This window comes from Streptococcus mitis (genome assembly GCF_003943905.1).
GTDB lineage: Bacteria > Bacillota > Bacilli > Lactobacillales > Streptococcaceae > Streptococcus > Streptococcus mitis_BC.
In genome coordinates this window covers 79,073-98,444 of the sequence record NZ_RJNS01000003.1, presented here as the reverse complement: position 1 = coordinate 98,444, position 19,372 = coordinate 79,073, and the positions used below count along the sequence as shown (strand labels likewise).

The following is a 19,372-nucleotide window of genomic DNA, read 5'->3' as shown; positions in this document are numbered from 1 at the left end:
TTATTATTATCATAATGGACAAGGAGCTAGCTGTCAAGAATAAACAGTTATTTTAGTAAAAAAAGTGCAGAAAATGATAGACTTCCTGCACCTGTTAGATCGTTTTATTCTTCTTTTTCAGAAGTATTCTCTTCTGCTTTCTCACTTTTCTTGGCAGATTTGATTTGAATCTTGCCATTGCTTGTCATGACTGCCTTGAGGTCTTTTTCACTCGAATTTTCAAGGTAGTAGTCTGTGATAGCATCCTCGATATAGTCTTGAATAGTACGGCGGAGTGGGCGTGCACCCATTTTTGGATCATATCCCAAGTCAACCAACTTTTCCTTGACCTTGTCTGTCACATCGAGGTGGATATTGTTGCTAGAGAGGCGTTTGTTGACATCTGCTAGCATGAGTTCGACGATTTGGAGAAGGTTGTCCTTGCTGAGAGGTTTAAATTCGATGATGCCGTCAAAACGGTTCATAAACTCAGGACTAAAGAAGTTGCCGAGTTCACCGAGAACAGAGTTGGTTCGGCCTTCACGAGCTGCCCCAAAACCAACACTGGCTTCGGTCTTACCCGTACCAGCATTGGAGGTCATGATAATGATAGCATCCTTAAAGCTAACTGTGCGTCCTTGCCCATCAGTCAAACGACCATCGTCCAAGACTTGAAGGAACATGTGCATCACATCTGGGTGGGCTTTTTCAACTTCATCGAGAAGGATGAGTGAGTAAGGATTGCGACGAACCTTTTCAGTCAGTTGACCAGCTTCATCATAGCCTACATAGCCTGGAGGGGAACCGACTAATTTAGCCACACTGTGTTTTTCCATGTATTCGCTCATGTCAAAGCGAATCATGCTGTCAGCAGAGCCAAAGAGCTCAATGGCTAGTTGTTTGGAAAGTTCTGTCTTACCGACACCAGTTGGTCCGACAAAGAGGAAGCTTCCGATTGGCCGGTTAGGAGTTCCAAGCCCAACTCGATTACGACGGATGGCCTTGGCAATCTTATCAACAGCTTCATCTTGACCAATGATATGAGCTTTGAGGTCGTCTGCTAGATGGATAAGCTGAGACTGTTCTTTTTCTTTGAGTTCTCCGACAGGGATATTAGTTTTCTGCTCAATGATATGTTCAATGGTTTTCTCGCTGATGATTGGAGTATCCTGATCGGTCACCTTGTTCTTTTGCATTTCCTTGTACTTGGCAATCTGATCGCGGAAATAGGCAGCCTTTTCAAAGTCTTCCTCTCGTGTAGCTTGAGCCTTGAGATTTTCAGCCTCAATTAAGCGCTGATCAATCACTTTAGGATCAACAAAGTTCAGTGTCAGATTCATCTTAGAACCGGCTTCATCCAACAGATCAATAGCCTTGTCAGGTAAGAAGCGGTCTTGGATGTAGCGGTTGGAAAGATTTGCAGCAGCTTCAATAGCAGCGTCTGTGTACTTGACGTGATGGTAGTCTTCGTATTTCTTTTGAATCCCTTTGAGGATGGTAATGGTTTCTTCGACAGTTGGTTCATCTACCTTGACAGGCTGCATACGGCGCTCTAGAGCAGCATCTTTTTCAATGATACGGTATTCATTGAGAGTAGTGGCACCGACCAGTTGCAATTCACCACGGGCAAGGGCAGGTTTGAGGATATTTCCTGCATCCATATTGCCATCGCCAGCAGATCCTGCACCAACAATTTCATGGATTTCATCGATAAAGAGGATGATATCCTCGCGTTTGCGAATTTCTTCCATGAGCTTTTGCATACGCTCTTCAAATTGGCCTCGAATACCCGTTCCTTGAACTAGACTGACCACATCCAAACGGATAACTTGCTTGCCTTGGAGTTTATGGGGAACATCGCCATCGACAATTTTTTGAGCCAGGCCTTCGACAACGGCTGTTTTACCAACACCTGGTTCTCCGATGAGGACAGGATTGTTCTTGGTTCGACGGTTGAGAATCTCGATGACACGGATAATCTCTTCGTCACGACCGATAACAGGGTCAATATCTCCCCGACGAGCAATCTCAGTAATGTTGATACCATATTCCTCTAGGAGCCCTCTTTCTTGGCTAGGAGGTGTTTGAAGTGGACCGCGGTTTTGAGGCCCATAACCCCCATTTCCACCGTGACCATCACCTGATTGAGTGGGAGGGACGTTATTAGAAGAAGGTTTGAAATTGTTCAAATCATTGAAAAAGTCTCCGAAAGGATCAAAGTCATGATTATTTAAGTCAGTCATTCCCTTAAAGAGGGTATTGTTTGGGTCTGTTTTGATAATTTTATAGCAATTTTGACAGAGATCAATTTGTTTTTGCTGTCCATTGATATTGGTATACAGATGAATTGTTGAGTCGTTTATTTTACAGTTTTGACAGAGCATACATCTACCTCATTTCATTCTTATTCTTGGCCTAAGAAAAAGGTCAAGAATAGTCAAAGTTTTATACTCTCATTATAGCATGATTAAGGTGTAAAGCAAGTAAAAAGATTGGGAAGTGGTCGTTTTTAAAAGAAGGATTTATGGAGAATCCAGCGACATTGAAGGTAAAAAAAATCCCATTTGTGGTGACAAAAAGGATTCTCATTCATCGGGCCTTACTGCCCGTTGTTTTTATACTAGTAAAGGAGTTCGTAGATCTCCATTGCAATCAAATCAATGCTATCAAAGGTATAAGTTTCACGTGCTTCAACATCGCGAAGGGTGAAGAGTGATCCGTTTTCTTCGTCATAGCTGTATGCAACTTCTGCAACAACAACTCCTTCACGTTCAAAATTACGTTTTAGATTTCCGCCATCTTTTGTCATAGCTTCTAGGCGGTTGATGATTCTAACCAAATGTGATTCCATTATGATTCTCCTCCATTTCTTATCGTTACTATTTTACCATAAACCACGGGGACTTGACTAGAAAAAACTAAGATTTCTCGCTATTTCTCTTTTGCATAAAATTATTGGTGAAAATCAGTGAAAAAATATTGAATTTTAATTCAAGATATGTTATAATCATACAAACTAATGTTTAGAAAGCTGAGTTTATATGAATTTTTCCTTTTTACCAAAGTATTTACCTTATTTTAATTACGGAGCTCTTATCACTGTAGTGATTTCAATTCTGGTAGTCTTTTTCGGTACCATTCTAGGTGTCTTATTGGCCTTTGCTCAACGCTCACGTTTTAAACCTCTTGTCTGGTTTGCGAATATCTATGTATGGATTTTCCGAGGAACACCGATGATGGTTCAGATTATGATTGCCTTTGCTCTTATGCATATCAATGCTCCGACTATTCAAGTGGGAATTTTAGGAGTTGATCTTTCTCGTTTGATTCCTGGTATTCTGATTATCTCGATGAACAGTGGAGCTTACGTTTCAGAAACTGTTCGTGCGGGGATCAATGCGGTTTCTAAAGGTCAGTTAGAGGCCGCATACTCTCTTGGGATTCGTCCTAAAAATGCCATGCGCTATGTCATTTTGCCACAGGCAATCAAAAATATTCTTCCAGCATTGGGAAATGAATTTATCACCATTATCAAGGATAGTTCGCTTTTGTCAACAATCGGAGTCATGGAACTTTGGAATGGAGCTACAACGGTAGCAACGACGACCTATCTACCTTTAACGCCTCTTTTATTTGCAGCCTGTTACTATTTGATTATGACCTCTGTTTTGACAGTGGCTTTGAAGGCATTTGAAAATTACATTGGACAAGGAGACAAAAAATAATGATAGAAACCTTGATTAAAATTGAAGGCTTGCATAAGTCTTTTGGGAAGAATGAAGTTTTAAAAGGCATCAATCTTGAGATTAAACGAGGAGAAGTTGTGGTAATTATCGGTCCGTCAGGGAGCGGGAAATCAACCCTTCTTCGTTCGATGAATCTGCTCGAAGAAGCAAGTAAGGGAAAGGTTATCTTTGAAGGAGTCGATATTACGGATAAGAAGAATGATCTTTTTGCTATGCGTGAAAAGATGGGCATGGTATTCCAACAATTCAACCTCTTTCCAAATATGACGGTGATGGAAAACATCACCCTGTCTCCAATCAAAACCAAAGGTGAAAGCAAGGAAGTTGCGGAGAAAAGAGCACAAGAACTGCTAGAAAAAGTCGGCCTACCAGATAAGGCGACGGCCTATCCACAGAGTTTGTCAGGTGGCCAGCAACAACGGATTGCTATCGCACGTGGACTGGCAATGGAGCCAGACGTTTTGCTCTTTGATGAACCGACTTCAGCCCTAGACCCTGAGATGGTTGGGGAAGTTCTAGCTGTTATGCAAGACCTTGCTAAGTCGGGGATGACCATGGTGATTGTGACTCATGAAATGGGCTTTGCGCGTGAGGTAGCAGACCGTGTTATCTTTGTGGCGGATGGGGTTGTTGTCGAAGATGGAAGGCCAGAAGAGATTTTCGATCAAACAAAAGAACAACGGACCAAGGATTTTTTGAGTAAGGTTTTGTAAGACCTCATTTTTAGAAGAAGTGGAGTAGAAATCATGGCTTCAAGTAAGGAATATTTAGCCTTTATTCTCGATCAGCTATCGGAGTTAGAGGAGATGAGTTATCGTTCAATGATGGGAGAGTATATCCTTTATTATCGTGGGAAGATTATTGGGGGAATCTATGATAATCGTTTGTTATTGAAGCCTGTGAAGGTGGTTTTGGATCAACTGGGACAGACTAGGCTTGAACGTCCTTATGAAGGAGCCAAAGAGATGATTTTACTAGAAGACCTTGAAGACAAGTTATTTCTAGCGAGACTAATCAAGGATATGTACGAAGTTTTGCCTGCTCCCAAGGTCAAAAAGAAAGCATGATAGACTTGCCTAAGATAAATAGGCACTAAAAGCTCGATAAGAGCTTTTTCTTATAGTTTCAAACTATAAGGTCTATTAGTCAAGAAGTGTTAGAATGCCAAGGTATTTTTTGATATAATAGAGGATATTTGATAGAAAAGAGAAGAAATATGGCACAGATTATTGATGGGAAGGCTCTTGCGGCTAAGTTACAAGGACAGTTGGCTGAAAAGACTGCCAAACTAAAAGAAGAAACAGGTCTAGTTCCAGGCTTGGTGGTGATTTTGGTGGGGGACAATCCTGCCAGCCAAGTCTACGTTCGCAACAAGGAACGGTCAGCTCTTGCTGCTGGTTTCCGTAGTGAAGTAGTGCGAGTTCCTGAGACCATTACCCAAGCGGAATTGTTGGACTTGATTGCTAAATACAATCAAGATTCAGCTTGGCATGGGATTTTGGTTCAGTTACCTTTACCCAAACATATCGATGAAGAGGCAGTTTTATTAGCCATTGACCCCGAAAAAGATGTGGATGGTTTCCATCCCCTAAACATGGGTCGCCTCTGGTCTGGTCATCCAGTTATGATTCCTTCGACACCTGCAGGAATTATGGAAATGTTTCATGAATATGGGATTGATCTAGAAGGTAAAAATGCGGTTGTCATCGGTCGTTCAAATATCGTTGGAAAACCGATGGCTCAGCTTCTTTTAGCCAAGAATGCTACTGTTACTCTAACTCATTCCCGTACAGAAGATCTAGCTCAAGTAGCATCGCAAGCAGATATTCTTGTCGTTGCAATCGGTCGCGCTAAGTTTGTGACTGCTGACTTTGTCAAACCAGGAGCGGTTGTCATTGACGTTGGGATGAACCGAGATGAAAATGGCAAGCTTTGTGGAGATGTTGATTATGATGCTGTTGCACCACTGGCTAGTCACATCACACCTGTACCTGGTGGAGTTGGTCCTATGACGATTACCATGCTAATGGAGCAAACCTATCAGTCAGCGCTTCGAACACTAAACAAGGACTAGGAAAATGAAATTCGTATTTGACCTGGATGGAACGCTATCTTTTGACTACATGACCATAGACGAGGAGATTCAGCAGGTTCTTTTAAAGGCTGAAGATTATGGTCATGAGCTTGTGTTTGCATCAGCTCGCTCTTATCGGGATTGTTTGGGTTTATTAGGTTCCGAACTCAGTCAGCGCTTGGTCATAGGGTTGAATGGAGGCGTAGCCTATCATCTGGGGAAGGCTATCTTCGAAAGGAATCTCGATGCTAAAGTTTATCAGGCGCTAGTGGATTATTGCCAGACTTATAATCTCCCTTTCTTTGTAGATGATTGCTTTGACTATAGTGGTCAGATTGTGGAGAAGATTCCATTTTTCTCCAGTGTGGACCCCCTAAAGGTAGCTCGTCATCAGAAACTCGAGGACTTAGGGACTCCGATTAAGATAGTCGTTTATATGGGCGACCACGAGGATTTGCTTGATGATCTGCTTGGTCAGTTAGAAAGACTGGGGCAGGCTCATCTGTCTTATCATGCGCATGAAAAGTGTCTTTATGTCAACCCCTTAGATACTCACAAGGCTACAACAGTTGAAACGTTATGTGGGGAAAACTTCATCGCCTTTGGAAATGATCAAAACGATATTGAACTGTTTAAGACATCTCTTTATTCAGTTCAGATAGGAGACTTTGCTGGCCTTACTCCATATGCAGATGAAACGTTAGAGCTAAAAGGAGCTCCTTCTCCAGCAGTAGCAGCCAAAATCTTACAGACTTTTGCGGAATTTAAGGGAAAATAGTGTAGAAGGAGGTAGAACAAGGTTCGCCTTCTTTTTATGTAGAGTAATGCAGTCTATAAACTATAAATTTGAAGTTTGAAAAAGATATTAATGGAATTCAATTTGTAGTAGAAAGAATCTAGAATCGAAAGCTATTTTCATTGCAACTATTCCTTTTAAATGACCCCTTCTTATATATCATTTTATTGGGTTAAATTAATGGAAAATAATTGCAATTTAAGGTGCGTTTTGATATATTTAATATATAAAATATATTATAAAACTTGGTACTTGTTTGTGTATTCAGAAGGAGGTTATTTTTTAAAATAAAGTAAACGCTTACTTTGTATCAAGAAAAAGAAATGAGGATTTTAATGAACAAAAGACTTTTTGATAAACGTTGTCATTATAGCATTCGTAAATTTGCAATAGGTGCGGCATCTGTAATGATTGGGGCTAGTATATTTGGTATTTCTGCTGTACAAGCTGAGGAGGTGGCTTCATCCAATGCTAAAACAGAAGAAACAACTGTTCATCAAGCTCAACCTTTAGATAAGCTTCCCGATGATGTGGCAGCTGCTATTGCAAAGGCTGATGAGAATGGTGGGCGTGAGTTTGTAAAACCAAAAGCTGAATCGGCAGAAGACAAAGTGACTAAGGATACAGAACCTACTACACCTACTAACGAGAGTAGTCGTGAATTGGTTAGTCCTAAAGGGGAAACTCCAAATAAAGTAGAAGAAGGAAACAAGGCTGATAACAAACAGAAATCTGAAGAGGCAAATCCAAAGCCTGTTGAATCTGCAGTAACAGCTGGAACAGAAGTGAAAGAGGATTCTAAAAAAACTTCTGAAAAGGACCAAGTGAAAGCAGACACAGAGATTAAACCTTCTTCTGAAAAATCGCAAGTGCTGTCTAGAGAGTCAAACAAAGCCGAAGTTGAAAAGGAAAAACAGCTATTATCGGAACGAAAACAAGATTTTAATAAAGATTGGTATTTTAAACTAAATGCCCAAGGAGATTTTTCAAAAAAAGATGTGGATGTTCATGATTGGTCTAAATTGAATCTTCCTCATGATTGGAGTATTTATTTTGACTTTGATCACAAGTCTCCCGCTCGTAATGAAGGTGGGCAGTTAAATGGTGGAACAGCTTGGTATCGTAAGACTTTCACATTAGACGAAGCAGACAAGAATAAGGATGTTCGTATCAATTTTGATGGGGTTTACATGGATTCAAAGGTCTATGTAAATGGTAAATTTGTCGGACATTATCCAAGTGGCTATAATCATTTTTCATATGATATCACAGAATTTTTAAACAAGGATGGTAGTGAAAATTCAATTACTGTTCAAGTGACCAATAAGCAACCAAGTAGTCGTTGGTATTCAGGAAGTGGGATTTATCGTGATGTAACCCTTAGTTATCGTGATAAAGTCCATGTTGCCGAAAATGGTAATCATATCACTACTCCAAAACTTGCTGAGCAAAAAGAAGGGAATGTTGAAACACAGGTTCAAAGTAAGATTAAAAATACGGATAAGAAGGCTGCTAAAGTCTTTGTGGAACAACAAATTTTTACTAAGGAAGGTAAGGTTGTTTCAGAATTAGTCCGCTCTGAAACGAAGAATTTAGCAGAAAATGAAACTGCAGATTTCAGACAAACAATCCTAGTTAATAAACCAACTCTTTGGACGACAAAAAGTTATCATCCTCAACTGTATGTGTTGAAAACAAAGGTTTATAAAGAAGGTCAACTAGTTGATGTAACAGAAGATACATTTGGTTACCGTTATTTCAATTGGACTGCTAAGGAAGGTTTCTCTCTGAATGGTGAACGCATGAAATTCCACGGAGTAAGTATTCACCATGACAATGGAGCCTTGGGGGCAGAAGAGAATTATAAGGCTACCTATCGTAAATTAAAACTCTTGAAAGATATGGGGGTTAACTCTATTCGAACAACCCACAATCCAGCGAGTCCTCAGTTGCTTGATGCTGCAGCTAGTTTAGGTCTTTTGGTTCAAGAGGAAGCTTTTGATACTTGGTATGGTGGCAAGAAGACTTACGACTATGGACGGTTCTTTGATCAAGATGCAACTCATCCGGAGGCTAAGAAGGGTGAGAAGTGGTCTGATTTTGATCTCAGAACAATGGTAGAACGTGATAAGAACAATCCCTCTATCGTCATGTGGTCTCTTGGAAATGAGGTAGAGGAGGCAAATGGTAGTCCTCGTTCTATCGAAACTGCTAAACGCTTGAAGGCAGTTATCAAAGCGATTGATACTGAGCGTTATGTAACCATGGGGGAAAACAAATTTAGTCGTGCGGCGACAGGTGATTTCTTGAAACTCGCAGAAATTATGGATGCTGTCGGTATGAACTATGGTGAACGTAATTATGATGCTGTTCGTAGAGCGCATCCAGACTGGCTCATTTATGGTTCTGAAACTTCTTCAGCTACTAGGACGCGTGATTCTTATTATAACCCTGCTCAAATCCTTGGACATGACAATCGTCCAAATCGTCACTATGAACAATCTGACTATGGTAATGACCGTGTTGGATGGGGAAGAACAGCTACTGAATCATGGACTTTTGACCGTGATCGTGCTGGCTATGCTGGACAATTTATCTGGACAGGAATTGACTATATCGGTGAACCAACTCCATGGCATAACCAAGATAATACACCTGTAAAAAGTTCTTACTTTGGTATCATCGATACGGCTGGTTTACCAAAGAATGATTTCTACCTTTACCGTAGTGAATGGTATAGTGCTAAAGAAAAGCCAACTGTTCGCATTTTACCACATTGGAACTGGACTGAAGAGACCCTTAAGGAACGCAAGATGCTGGTTAATGGAAAGGTTCCGGTTCGTACCTTCTCAAATGCTGCAAGCGTCGAATTGTTCTTAAATGGAGAGTCACTTGGTAAAAAGGAATTTACTAAGAAAACGACAGAAGATGGACGTCCATATCATGAGGGGGCTAAACCAAGTGAATTGTATCTTGAGTGGCTTGTGAAATACCAACCAGGTACACTGACTGCGATTGCTCGAGATGAAAATGGGAATGAAATTGCGCGTGATAGTGTGACAACTGCTGGGGAGCCAGCAAGAGTTCGTCTGACTAAAGAAGAGCATGTTATCACTGCAGATGGAAAAGACCTATCCTACATCCATTACGAAATTGTTGATGGTGATGGGAATGTGGTTCCAACAGCTAACAATCTTGTTCATTTCAATCTTCATGGTCAGGGACAAATCGTTGGTGTGGATAATGGAGAACAAGCTAGTCGTGAACGCTACAAAGCTCAAGCAGATGGAACATGGCAAAGACGTGCTTTCAATGGTAAAGGGGTTGTCATTGTAAAATCAACAGAAAAAGAAGGTAAATTTACTCTTTATGCAGATTCTGCTGGTTTAACTTCTGATAGCGCAACAGTCGCAACTGTGTCTGGTAAGAAAGAAAACCGTCACTTTGTAGCCTTTGCTCCTGTAAAAGCAACAACTGACGTGACAACAAATCCTGAATTGCCTCAAACAGTAACAGCTATTTATAGCGATGGTAGTGTTGAGGAAAAGACTGTAACATGGGACGTGCCATCAGACTTGCTTACAAGTGCAGGTGAAAAGAAAGTCTCTGGACGAGTGGAAGGTTTGGAAACCCCAGCTGAGGCACTTGTTAAAGTGATTGCTTTAGATAGATGGTTACCAAAAGTTGCTACAGTCCCAGTTGGAACGAATGCGGCTAATTTGGATAAAACGGTCACAGCTGTTCTGACAGATGGTAGCTTGATTGATACTGATGTTGTTTCTTGGACCTTGAAAGACCCTGCTGCTTTGAACAAGGAAGGTGGACGTACGGAGGCTACTGGTAAATTGGTAGATGACGACCGTGAAGTGACTGCAACCTTTATCGCAAGTAGTAAGGAAACAACAAGTAGCATTACAGGACTTACTGTTGGGGATAAAGCTCTTGAGAATTTTGAGTCTGGCAAGACCTATTACCGTGTATCCCTTCCTTACACTACAACTATTCCAAGTGTTGGAGCTCAGACTACCGGATATCAAGTAACTGTTCAGCAAGCTTCTGCTGATAATGGTTATCAAGCTTCTGTCTTCTTGAGTGACCAAAAGGGTGACTTGGTTCAAACTTACTTAATTCAGTTTGTGAAGGAAGCTCCTGCTTTGAAACGTTTGGAAGTGGTTGTAGAAGGAAAAGAAACTGCCACTGAAGATCAAGTATTAACTTATCACGTCATTGGTCATTATGAGGATGGTTCACAAACAGAGTTTTCGGCTTCAGATATTCACTTAGAAGCTAAATCATCTGATGGGGGACATCTTGAGGTGAATGGTCAGAATCTATTGCTCTATACTAAGGGAAGAGTGACTTTGACACCTCGAATCGATAATCAAACAGAGAAAACAGAATCTGTAACCACTGAAGTGGTGATTAAAGAAAATAAAGTCAGCAAGAAGATTGTGAAACTTCATCCTGTGTCTGTTTCTACAGATATCAATCAGCAACCGAATCTACCTAAAGAAGTTGGAGCAGAATTTGATAAGGGCTTGCCACGCAAAGTATCTGTAGCTTGGGATAAGGTAGATGAAAAAGAGTTGGGGCACTATCATAGCTTTACGCTTAAAGGACATGTGGAAGGCACAGATATTGAAGCTCAAGCGACTGTGACGGTTGAAGGATTGCAAGTTGCAGAGGAAATCAGTCTCACAGTACCTAAGGGTGAGACGGTTCAATTGCCAGCTAATGTCCGGGCTTACCATTCTAACGGAACAACTATCTACAAAGATGTTGTTTGGGATCAGGTTCCAGCCAACTTTAGTCAAACTGAAGGGGTCTATGAAATCAATGGTCGTTTAGTAGGTAGCAATCTGACAACTAAAGCTCATGTTCGAGTGTCTAGTCAAGTGGTTGCTGGAAATAATATCTCTAAACAATGGACAGGTTCACAATTACCAGCTGCCATTGTATCCAATACAGGAGGAGATGACACAGCCAACACCTTGAACGATTTGACTGTATCAAGAACGCCATCAGATGCTAAAAATAGATGGACTACTTGGAGAACAAATACTGATAATGACTGGGCTTCTATCTTATTTGGTAATTCAGGAGACTTGACGAAGCGTTTTGTCAACAATTTGTCGGTTGATTTCTATACTGATGGAGCAATTGGTCTTCCAAAAGAATATGTAGTTGAATATTATGTAGGTAAAGAAATTCCAGATTTACCAAGTGATGTCAGTCATGCGCAACGAGATAGCAATCATCCATTTAATAATCCAGACAATTGGAAAGCAGTTGAAAACTTACATGCTCCAAGTCAGCTGTCTGCAACTCAAACCAATCACTTCACATTTGACAAGGTCGAAACCTACGCTGTTCGTATTCGTATGAAGAAAGCAGATGGAACATCAGGTGTTGGTCTGACAGAGCTAACTGTGCTTGGAAACAAGGTCTTAAGTGAAACAAGTTCAGAGATTTCTATCAAGGTAGATGGCAAGGATCTTGAACATTTTAATCCATCTAAGACAGATTACTATATTCCTCAATCTAGCAAAGAAATCACAGCAACAGCTAGCAATAATGGTTTGGTAACAGTTGTTCCTGCAACAAGTCCAAAAGGTGCAACACGTCTCATCTTGAAAGCAGAAGATGGTACGGTGTTGAAAGAATATCGAATTTTCCGCAATGATGAGAGAGAAACTAGTCAACCTCTTGCTGCAGAAAACAGTGCTAAAATCTTGAATGTTGGAGACAATCTTCAACTTCCTTCAGAAGTAAGTGTTTATTATCCAACTTCAACTAATTGGACTACAGATAAACTTGCAGTGAAGTGGGATGCTATTCCTGAACATGCGACAGAGCATGAGGGAACATTTGAAGTTACCGGTCATGTCATTGGTACAAATCTAACGACTAAAATGCAGGTGACAGTTGTTTCTAAAGGCAATCAAGTCATTTCAGAAAATCCAAGCAACAATGAAACTGATTCTAAAGCCTTTGCTTCGACAACGAACGATACTCAAGCAGCTTCACATGATCGAATTTTCTATATCAATGATGGAAAATACAATGAAGATGGACGTTGGACAAACTGGTCTCGTACTCCGAAAAATCAAGAAACTTCTGTTGGATTACTCTTTAAGAAGGATGGAAAAATTGCTTCTCAATCTATTGGGAAAGTAGCCATTCAGTTCTTTAAAGATAGTGGCACAGATGCTCCAGAGAAAATGGTTCTAGAAAGATATATTGGTCCTGCTTTTACAGAACCAAGTACGATTTCTCGTTACGAAGAAAATGCCGATCATCCATTTAACAAGGCAGAAAATTGGGCACCAATTTCTTACAAAGCTTCTGGAGAATTAGTAGCTGGTAAACCAATCGAGTTTAACTTTGAACCGGTTCAAACGACAGCTATTCGTGCGCGCATGACTCGTAAGGCTACCACCAATGGTCTTGCACTTGTAGAATTTACAGCCTACTCTGCAGGCAAGGGATCAGAAGTGGAAACACCATCAGCGACTATTTCGATCGACGGAAAAGCATTGGAAAACTTTGATCCAAATGTGACAGATTATACTCTAACAACAATGGGTTCAAAACCAAAAGTCACTGCAACAACTAGTGGACATGGAGTTGTTACAGTTGTGGATTCTGGAAATGCCAATCTTCCAACACTAGTTCGTCTTGTTTCCAAAGATGGAAATCTGGTGAAAGAATATCGTTTACACTTTAAGTCTACCTTCCAAACAACACCAACAGAAGGCGTTAAGAACTTAGTAGCAGAAACTCCAAGTTTGGAAATTGAAAAGACTCCGCTTCCGTTTAAAGAAGTTATTCGTGAAAACCCTGAACTTGCTCAAGGTCAACGTCGTATCGTTTCTGAAGGACAAGATGGAGAAAAAGTTGATTATATTCAAGTTTTGGGTACTACTAGAAATCTTGTTCATTCTGAAGAAAGAAAGGCTCAGGATCGCATTGTTGAAGTAGGAGTGAAAGCATCTATTTCAAGTAGTAAAGGCGAGGAGCCAGCTCCAGTCAATGAAGTTCCAGAATTCAAAGGAGGTGCTAACTTTGTAGAAGCAGCAGTCAATGAAGTTCCAGAATTCAAAGGAGGTGCTAACTTTGTAGAAGCAGCAGTAAACGAAGTTCCAGAATACACAGGAACTCTTGCTACTGTAGGAGATCAAGCGGCACCAAGCGTTGAGAAACCTGAATTTAAGGGTGGCGTTAATGCTGTAATGGCTCTAGAACATAAACTTCCAGAGTATCATGGTGTTCTAGCCACGGTAGGAAATGAGGAAGCGCCTGTTCTTGAAAAACCAGATTATCCAGTAGAGCTATTAGCTCATGACCAGACTATAAAACCAAATGTTTCAGTAGTAAAAGAAGAGCAAAATAGATTACCAGAAACAGGTGAGGGAGAATCTGAAACAGCCATTTTCTTGGCAGGTGTTAGCTTGGCCTTGTCAGCAGCCCTGTTAACTGCAAAACGAAAAGAGGATTAGTTTGTGCGTCTAATGCTATCCTATTGGTATAGCTTGGTCGATGATAAAAAATCACATCGATAAATGAGTTGAAGAGATGGAGAGGACCGATTAGGCCTCTCCGTCTTTACTAGTAAAAATGGAATCGTTTACTTTCGTGTTTGGATGAAAGGAGATAAGATAAAGATGGATAAAAATTTTTTCAATAAACGTTGTCATTACAGTATTCGTAAATTCGCTATTGGAGTAGCTTCTATTATGATTGGTGCCAGTATCTTTGGTGTTAATTTAGTAGAGGCAGCAGAAACAGGTAGTGTAGGAGATAAAGAGGGAACTATAACTCAAGCTCAGCCATTGGAAAAGTTACCTGATGAACTTGCAGCAGTTTTGAAGAAAGCAGAAGAAAATGCTGGGAAGGAAGCTAGCTCGACAGTTGGAAATGGAGAAACTACAGGAACGATTGGTTCTACTGATTCGACAAATAATCTTAAACCAGCTGAAGCACCTGGAATTCCAGAGAATGAAACAAAGCCGTCTGAAGCCATGAGTGGAGGACAAAATGATAAAGAAATCGCTAAACCTAGTCAACCAATTACACCTGAAACTCCAAAAGTAGAGCAAACAGGTGATGGAACAGTTGAATTGGCCAATCAATTTACGGCAAGCAAACCAGCTAGCGAAGCCAGTATTGAAGCTGCCAGCAAGAGCTCAGACTATCTCAAAAAAGAGTACAAGGTCTTTCCAACTCCACAAAAAGTGACTTATGGAGAAGGTGTCACAGCCCTTCGTAAGCAAGTCAATCTGGTAATGGGCGATCAACTCGATATCTATACTCGCAATCGCTTGAAGAGCGTTTTGCAGGACAATCAAGTATCTTACAAAACTAGTAAAACGGCCGTTTCTGGCGCAACTAATATCTATCTTGGAGTGCATGGACAAGGTTCACAAGCAGAACAAAACTTGTCCAAGGTTTCCGCAGGTCTCTTTGACAAAATTGATGCTTATGCTCTGACCATCAAGGACAACTCTATCTCCATCGTCGGAAAAGACACAGATGCGGTCTTCTATGGTTTGACAACCTTGAAACATATGCTCAAGGAAAGTCAAGTGCCAGTCCTTCGCAATGTGACAGTGGAAGATTACGCTGAAATCAAGAACCGTGGGTTTATCGAAGGTTACTATGGAAATCCATGGTCTAATGAAAATCGTAAAGAATTGATGCGTTATGGAAGTGAATTGAAGTTAACTCAATACTATTTCGCACCAAAAGATGATCCATACCACAATAAGAAATGGCGTGAACTTTACCCAGAAGAAAAACTGGCTGAAATCCGAGAACTTGCACGTGTCGGTAATCAAACGAAAACACGTTATGTTTGGACCATCCATCCATTTATGAACAATCGTATCCGCTTTGGCAATGAAGCGCATTACCAGGCTGATCTTGCAACCATAAAGGCTAAGTTTACTCAGTTGTTGGATGTGGGAGTGCGTGAATTTGGTGTGCTTGCAGATGATGCACCAAGCCCAGTTGGTGGTTATCATAGTTATGTTCGCTTGATGAAGGATATCACAAATTGGTTGACTGAAAAACAAACAACATACAGTGGTCTCCGTAAAGATATGATTTTTGTTCCTGCCTGGTACATGGGGCAAGGAACTGAAGCTGAACTTCGAACCTTGAATGAACATCTTCCTGAAAATGTCCATTTAACTCTTACTGGTGGAAAGGTCTGGGGGGCTGTTGACCAAACATTCTTAACGAACTTAAAGAAAAATTTAACAGAAGGTGGTAAGACTTACCGTCCAATTCAGTTCTGGATTAACTGGCCATGTAATGATAATACAAAACCCCACCTAATTCTTGGAGGTGGTGAAAAATTCTTACATCCAAATGTTGATTTATCACTTGCACAAGGAATTATGCTAAATCCAATGCAACAATCTGAAGCATCTAAAGTGGCACTTTTTGATATGGCTCAGTATGGATGGAAACAATGGAGAAGTGTAGAAGAAGCAGAACAAATCAACGATATGGCCTTTAACTATGTAGTTAATGATCATTTTGAAGAAAGCAGTGTTTCGAAGGCTTTTCGAGAACTCGGAAAACACATGCGCAATCAAAATAGACCTCCCCATGTCACTAAATTAGAAGAGTCTGTAGAATTGGCTCCAAAATTGACAGAATTCTATAACAAACTCAAATCTGGTCAAAATCTGGATACTGAAAGAAAAGAGTTGAGGGAAATTTTTGCTGGTTTGAAAGCCAATGCTCTATTACTTAAAGAAAAAGGTGATCAGAAATTAATCGAACAAATTCACTATTGGTTAGAGAATACAGTAGATCAAATGAACGCGCTTGAAGCTTTCCTAACAGCTACAGAAGGTCTTACTGAAAAGAATGATGCCAAGGTGTGGGAGTATTATCAGGCCGGAGTCAAACATTATGACCAGTCAGTTAAGTATGCCTTCTTTTACGTTGACCATTATGAATACGCAGAATTTGGTGTCCAACATATTCGACCATTTATCAATAATCTCAAAGAATACTTAGCCTTACATATCCAAGCAATGTTGAATCCAGATAAATTTGTGACAACATTTATTACGAATCGTGCTGGAATAGAAGGCGGATTGAAAGAAGTCACAGATGGTGACTTTGATACACATGTGATTGCCAAAACAACCATTGTGATTGAGAGAGGCGATTATGTAGGCTTGCGCTTTAATAAGGCAATTAAAATACACAAATTAGGTTTCGCTACGGGTACTAATACGGCCGATAATTATACCTTTAGTAATGCTCTTGTTGAATATCAAAATGAACATGGAGAATGGGTAGCCATAACGAGTCCCGCTTATACTGGTAGAGAACGTATTCTGGAATTTAATGACCTCGATATCACAGCTCAAGCTGTTCGTATGATAGCAACAGCTAAGAAGGATAATGCTTGGCTTGCCATGCGTGAAATTGCTGTTAACAGACCCCTAGAATTGGGTAGTAAGAAGGTTAGGGGCACTATTAGTTTAAGTCCAAACCTTGTTTACAAATATGGAACAAGTGTTGTTCAGATGCAAGATGGTCGAGAAAACACAGAATCCATGATGGCACATGTTGATCAGACCAATGTCACACCAGCGCAAGCCTGGGTACAAATGGACTTAGGTGGACTGCACAAAGTAAAACGAGTTCATCTGATGCAAGGGGAACGAGACAAACTAGCATCTGGTGTCATCGAATATTCTGCAGATGGTACAAATTGGACAATGCTTCAAAATTTATTAGGGCAACGAACTTCTGATATTGTGCAAGAATTTACAACTCGTTTTGTTCGCATTCGCAATACACAAACCTTAAATAAGTGGTGGAGAATTGCGGAATTTACAGTAGATGTCGATAGTACAAATCTTGACTTAACAGACACCAACGTTGATGCCTTGAAGGAAACGCCAGTAGTGGATAGCTTGGGCAGTTACGATCTTCAAATTCCAGCTGGAACGAAACTCCCTGCTCATAGCTATCTAGGTATGAAGCTTGACCGTATCCATCAGGTCAAGAGCATCCAGCTCCAAGGCCAAACCAACCCTGCTCTTAGCCTAGAGTATTCTGCAAATGCGCAAGAGTGGACGTCAGCTAGCCAGTTGAAAGACAGAACTGTCGCAACCCACTTGGTACGTTATGTTCGTCTGGTCAACAAAACGGATCAGGAACAAGCTGTGACAGCCACTTCTCTCCTTGTGACAACCGAAGAAGTACAACCAACCAAACTAGAATCTACAACTATGGGCATTCATCCAACATACGGAAGCAATGATGTTCGTAAACTAAACAACCTAGATCAACTATTTGACGGTGTTTACAACAACTTCGTTGAGTTTTCAGACTATGCCCATAAAGATGGTCATGTGACCTTGAAACTTGGTAGCGAACGCACTATCAAGAAGATTAGAGCCTACATCCAAGACGGAACTCAAAACTACCTTCGTGATGGTAAGATCCAAGTCAGCCAAGACGGTAAAACTTGGACAGATGTCGTGACAGTAGGAGATGGTGTGGCCAATAGCCAACACGATGATTCACTGACAGATGGTTGGACACATGATTCTAAGATGCCAGGAAATCGCTACATCGAAGGAGAATTGACGACACCAGTCAAAGCGAACTATCTCCGTGTCCTCTATACTGCAGACTATGATGCCCGGTTTGTAGGCTTTACAGAATTGGTCATCAATGATGGTGAATTTGTCAAACCAATCAATGACCCAACAGTAGAAGGAAGTAGTGGAGAAAGCCAAGGTAATCTTTATAATAATCTTGTAGACGGCAAAGTCTTGACCAGCTACAAGTCTGAAAAAGACAAGGGCGAGTTGGTGTATCACTTGTCTGAACCAACCAATGCCAACCACCTTCGTCTCGTTTCCAGTCTTCCTGAAGGAGCTAAGGCACGTGTTCTTGCTAGAACACTCAAGGATGGTCAAGACAGTTGGACAGACCTCGGTGCCATTACATCTAGTCTCCAAACCTTCGCTATCCGAAATGGTGGCTCTCTTCTAGACGTCAAATTAGTCTGGGAAGGTGGCAAGGCTGAGTTTTATGAATTGGCGAGCTTCTATCAAGAATTAACAGAGGAAGCTGTTCAATCAAGCAAGGGTGAAGAACCAGCACCCGTTCTTGAGGTTCCTGAATTCACAGGTGGTGTCAATGCAGTTGAAGCCCTAGTACATGAACTTCCAGAGTACACAGGCCCAGTAGCGACAGTAGGAGACCAAGCTGCTCCAACAGTAGAGAAACCTGAGTTCAAGGGCGGTGTCAATGCAGTGATGGCTCTAGTGCATGAATTGCCAGAGTACACAGGTCCACTTGGTACAGCAGGAGATCAACCAGCACCGACGGTCGAGAAACTGGACTTTACAGGTGGTGTGAACGCGGTAGAAGCAGCAGTACATGGAGTACCAGAGTACACAGGTCCACTTGGTACAGCAGGAGACCAACCAGCACCGACAGTTGAAAAACCAGAGTTCAAGCTAAGTTCGTTAGAAAAAACTCAGACTTCAGGAGCACCAGTTCAAATTGCCAAAGAAGACAAGAGATTGCCAGAAACTGGTGAGAAACAGTCAGAAACAGCTATTTTCTTGGCAAGTGTTGGACTAGCTCTATCTGCTATCTTTGTCGCAAAAAGTAAAAAAGAAATTAATTGACTTTGAAAAAGAGATATTTCGTAGAGGGGCTTTGTCCCCTCTTTTTCTATATGAAGGAAGAGATTTATGTTTAAGATGCAAGGTCAATAAACTTTATAGT

The 19,372-nt window shown here is 40.9% G+C and carries 8 protein-coding genes and 2 pseudogenes; 8 read left to right on the top strand and 2 right to left on the bottom strand.

The window, feature by feature from the left end; translation table 11 throughout:
• Positions 1-104 precede the first annotated feature (104 nt).
• Together D8854_RS06330 and D8854_RS06325 are read right to left on the bottom strand one after the other, a co-directional pair.
• A complete protein-coding gene (locus D8854_RS06330; protein WP_125450245.1) occupies positions 105-2,363 on the bottom strand; it encodes an ATP-dependent Clp protease ATP-binding subunit in 2,259 nt (752 codons plus the stop codon).
• Positions 2,364-2,599: 236 nt separating this feature from the next.
• Positions 2,600-2,830: a DUF1797 family protein gene (locus D8854_RS06325; RefSeq protein WP_000443579.1), complete on the bottom strand. Its 231-nt coding sequence runs from the start codon at positions 2,828-2,830 to the stop codon at positions 2,600-2,602.
• A 190-nt stretch (positions 2,831-3,020) separates the two neighbouring features.
• On the opposite strand from D8854_RS06325, the gene D8854_RS06320 reads away from it, so the two are divergent.
• The 8 genes and pseudogenes from D8854_RS06320 to D8854_RS06290 all read left to right on the top strand — a co-directional run.
• A complete protein-coding gene (locus D8854_RS06320; RefSeq protein WP_125450244.1) occupies positions 3,021-3,704 on the top strand; it encodes an amino acid ABC transporter permease in 684 nt (227 codons plus the stop codon).
• A complete protein-coding gene (locus D8854_RS06315; protein WP_125450243.1) occupies positions 3,704-4,438 on the top strand; it encodes an amino acid ABC transporter ATP-binding protein in 735 nt (244 codons plus the stop codon). Before D8854_RS06320 ends, D8854_RS06315 begins: the two co-directional genes overlap by 1 nt.
• A gap of 33 nt (positions 4,439-4,471) precedes the next feature.
• A complete protein-coding gene (locus D8854_RS06310; protein ID WP_084946287.1) occupies positions 4,472-4,792 on the top strand; it encodes a TfoX/Sxy family protein in 321 nt (106 codons plus the stop codon).
• A 149-nt stretch (positions 4,793-4,941) separates the two neighbouring features.
• Positions 4,942-5,799 (top strand): bifunctional methylenetetrahydrofolate dehydrogenase/methenyltetrahydrofolate cyclohydrolase, encoded by an 858-nt coding sequence (locus D8854_RS06305; protein WP_038804985.1) that lies wholly within the window; start codon positions 4,942-4,944, stop codon positions 5,797-5,799.
• 4 nt (positions 5,800-5,803) lie between these two features.
• Positions 5,804-6,577 (top strand): HAD hydrolase family protein, encoded by a 774-nt coding sequence (locus D8854_RS06300; protein WP_000673624.1) that lies wholly within the window; start codon positions 5,804-5,806, stop codon positions 6,575-6,577.
• Positions 6,578-6,930: 353 nt separating this feature from the next.
• On the top strand, positions 6,931-14,094 hold the full coding sequence (locus D8854_RS06295) for an SIALI-17 repeat-containing surface protein (protein WP_125450241.1): 7,164 nt from the start codon (positions 6,931-6,933) through the stop codon (positions 14,092-14,094).
• Between the two features lie 144 nt (positions 14,095-14,238).
• A pseudogene (locus tag D8854_RS09945) lies at positions 14,239-14,367 on the top strand (YSIRK-type signal peptide-containing protein); the annotation flags it as partial.
• A gap of 279 nt (positions 14,368-14,646) precedes the next feature.
• Positions 14,647-19,272 (top strand): annotated as a pseudogene (locus tag D8854_RS06290) (SIALI-17 repeat-containing surface protein); the annotation flags it as partial.
• Positions 19,273-19,372: the final 100 nt, after the last annotated feature.

Coding starts and splice junctions, on each gene's coding strand:
- D8854_RS06310 (WP_084946287.1), top strand. CDS start 4,472: ATGGCTTCAAGTAAGGAATATTTAGCCTTTATTCTCGATCAGCTATCG.
- D8854_RS06300 (WP_000673624.1), top strand. CDS start 5,804: ATGAAATTCGTATTTGACCTGGATGGAACGCTATCTTTTGACTACATG.
- D8854_RS06315 (WP_125450243.1), top strand. CDS start 3,704: ATGATAGAAACCTTGATTAAAATTGAAGGCTTGCATAAGTCTTTTGGG.
- D8854_RS06325 (WP_000443579.1), bottom strand. CDS start 2,830: ATGGAATCACATTTGGTTAGAATCATCAACCGCCTAGAAGCTATGACA.
- D8854_RS06320 (WP_125450244.1), top strand. CDS start 3,021: ATGAATTTTTCCTTTTTACCAAAGTATTTACCTTATTTTAATTACGGA.
- D8854_RS06305 (WP_038804985.1), top strand. CDS start 4,942: ATGGCACAGATTATTGATGGGAAGGCTCTTGCGGCTAAGTTACAAGGA.
- D8854_RS06295 (WP_125450241.1), top strand. CDS start 6,931: ATGAACAAAAGACTTTTTGATAAACGTTGTCATTATAGCATTCGTAAA.
- D8854_RS06330 (WP_125450245.1), bottom strand. CDS start 2,363: ATGCTCTGTCAAAACTGTAAAATAAACGACTCAACAATTCATCTGTAT.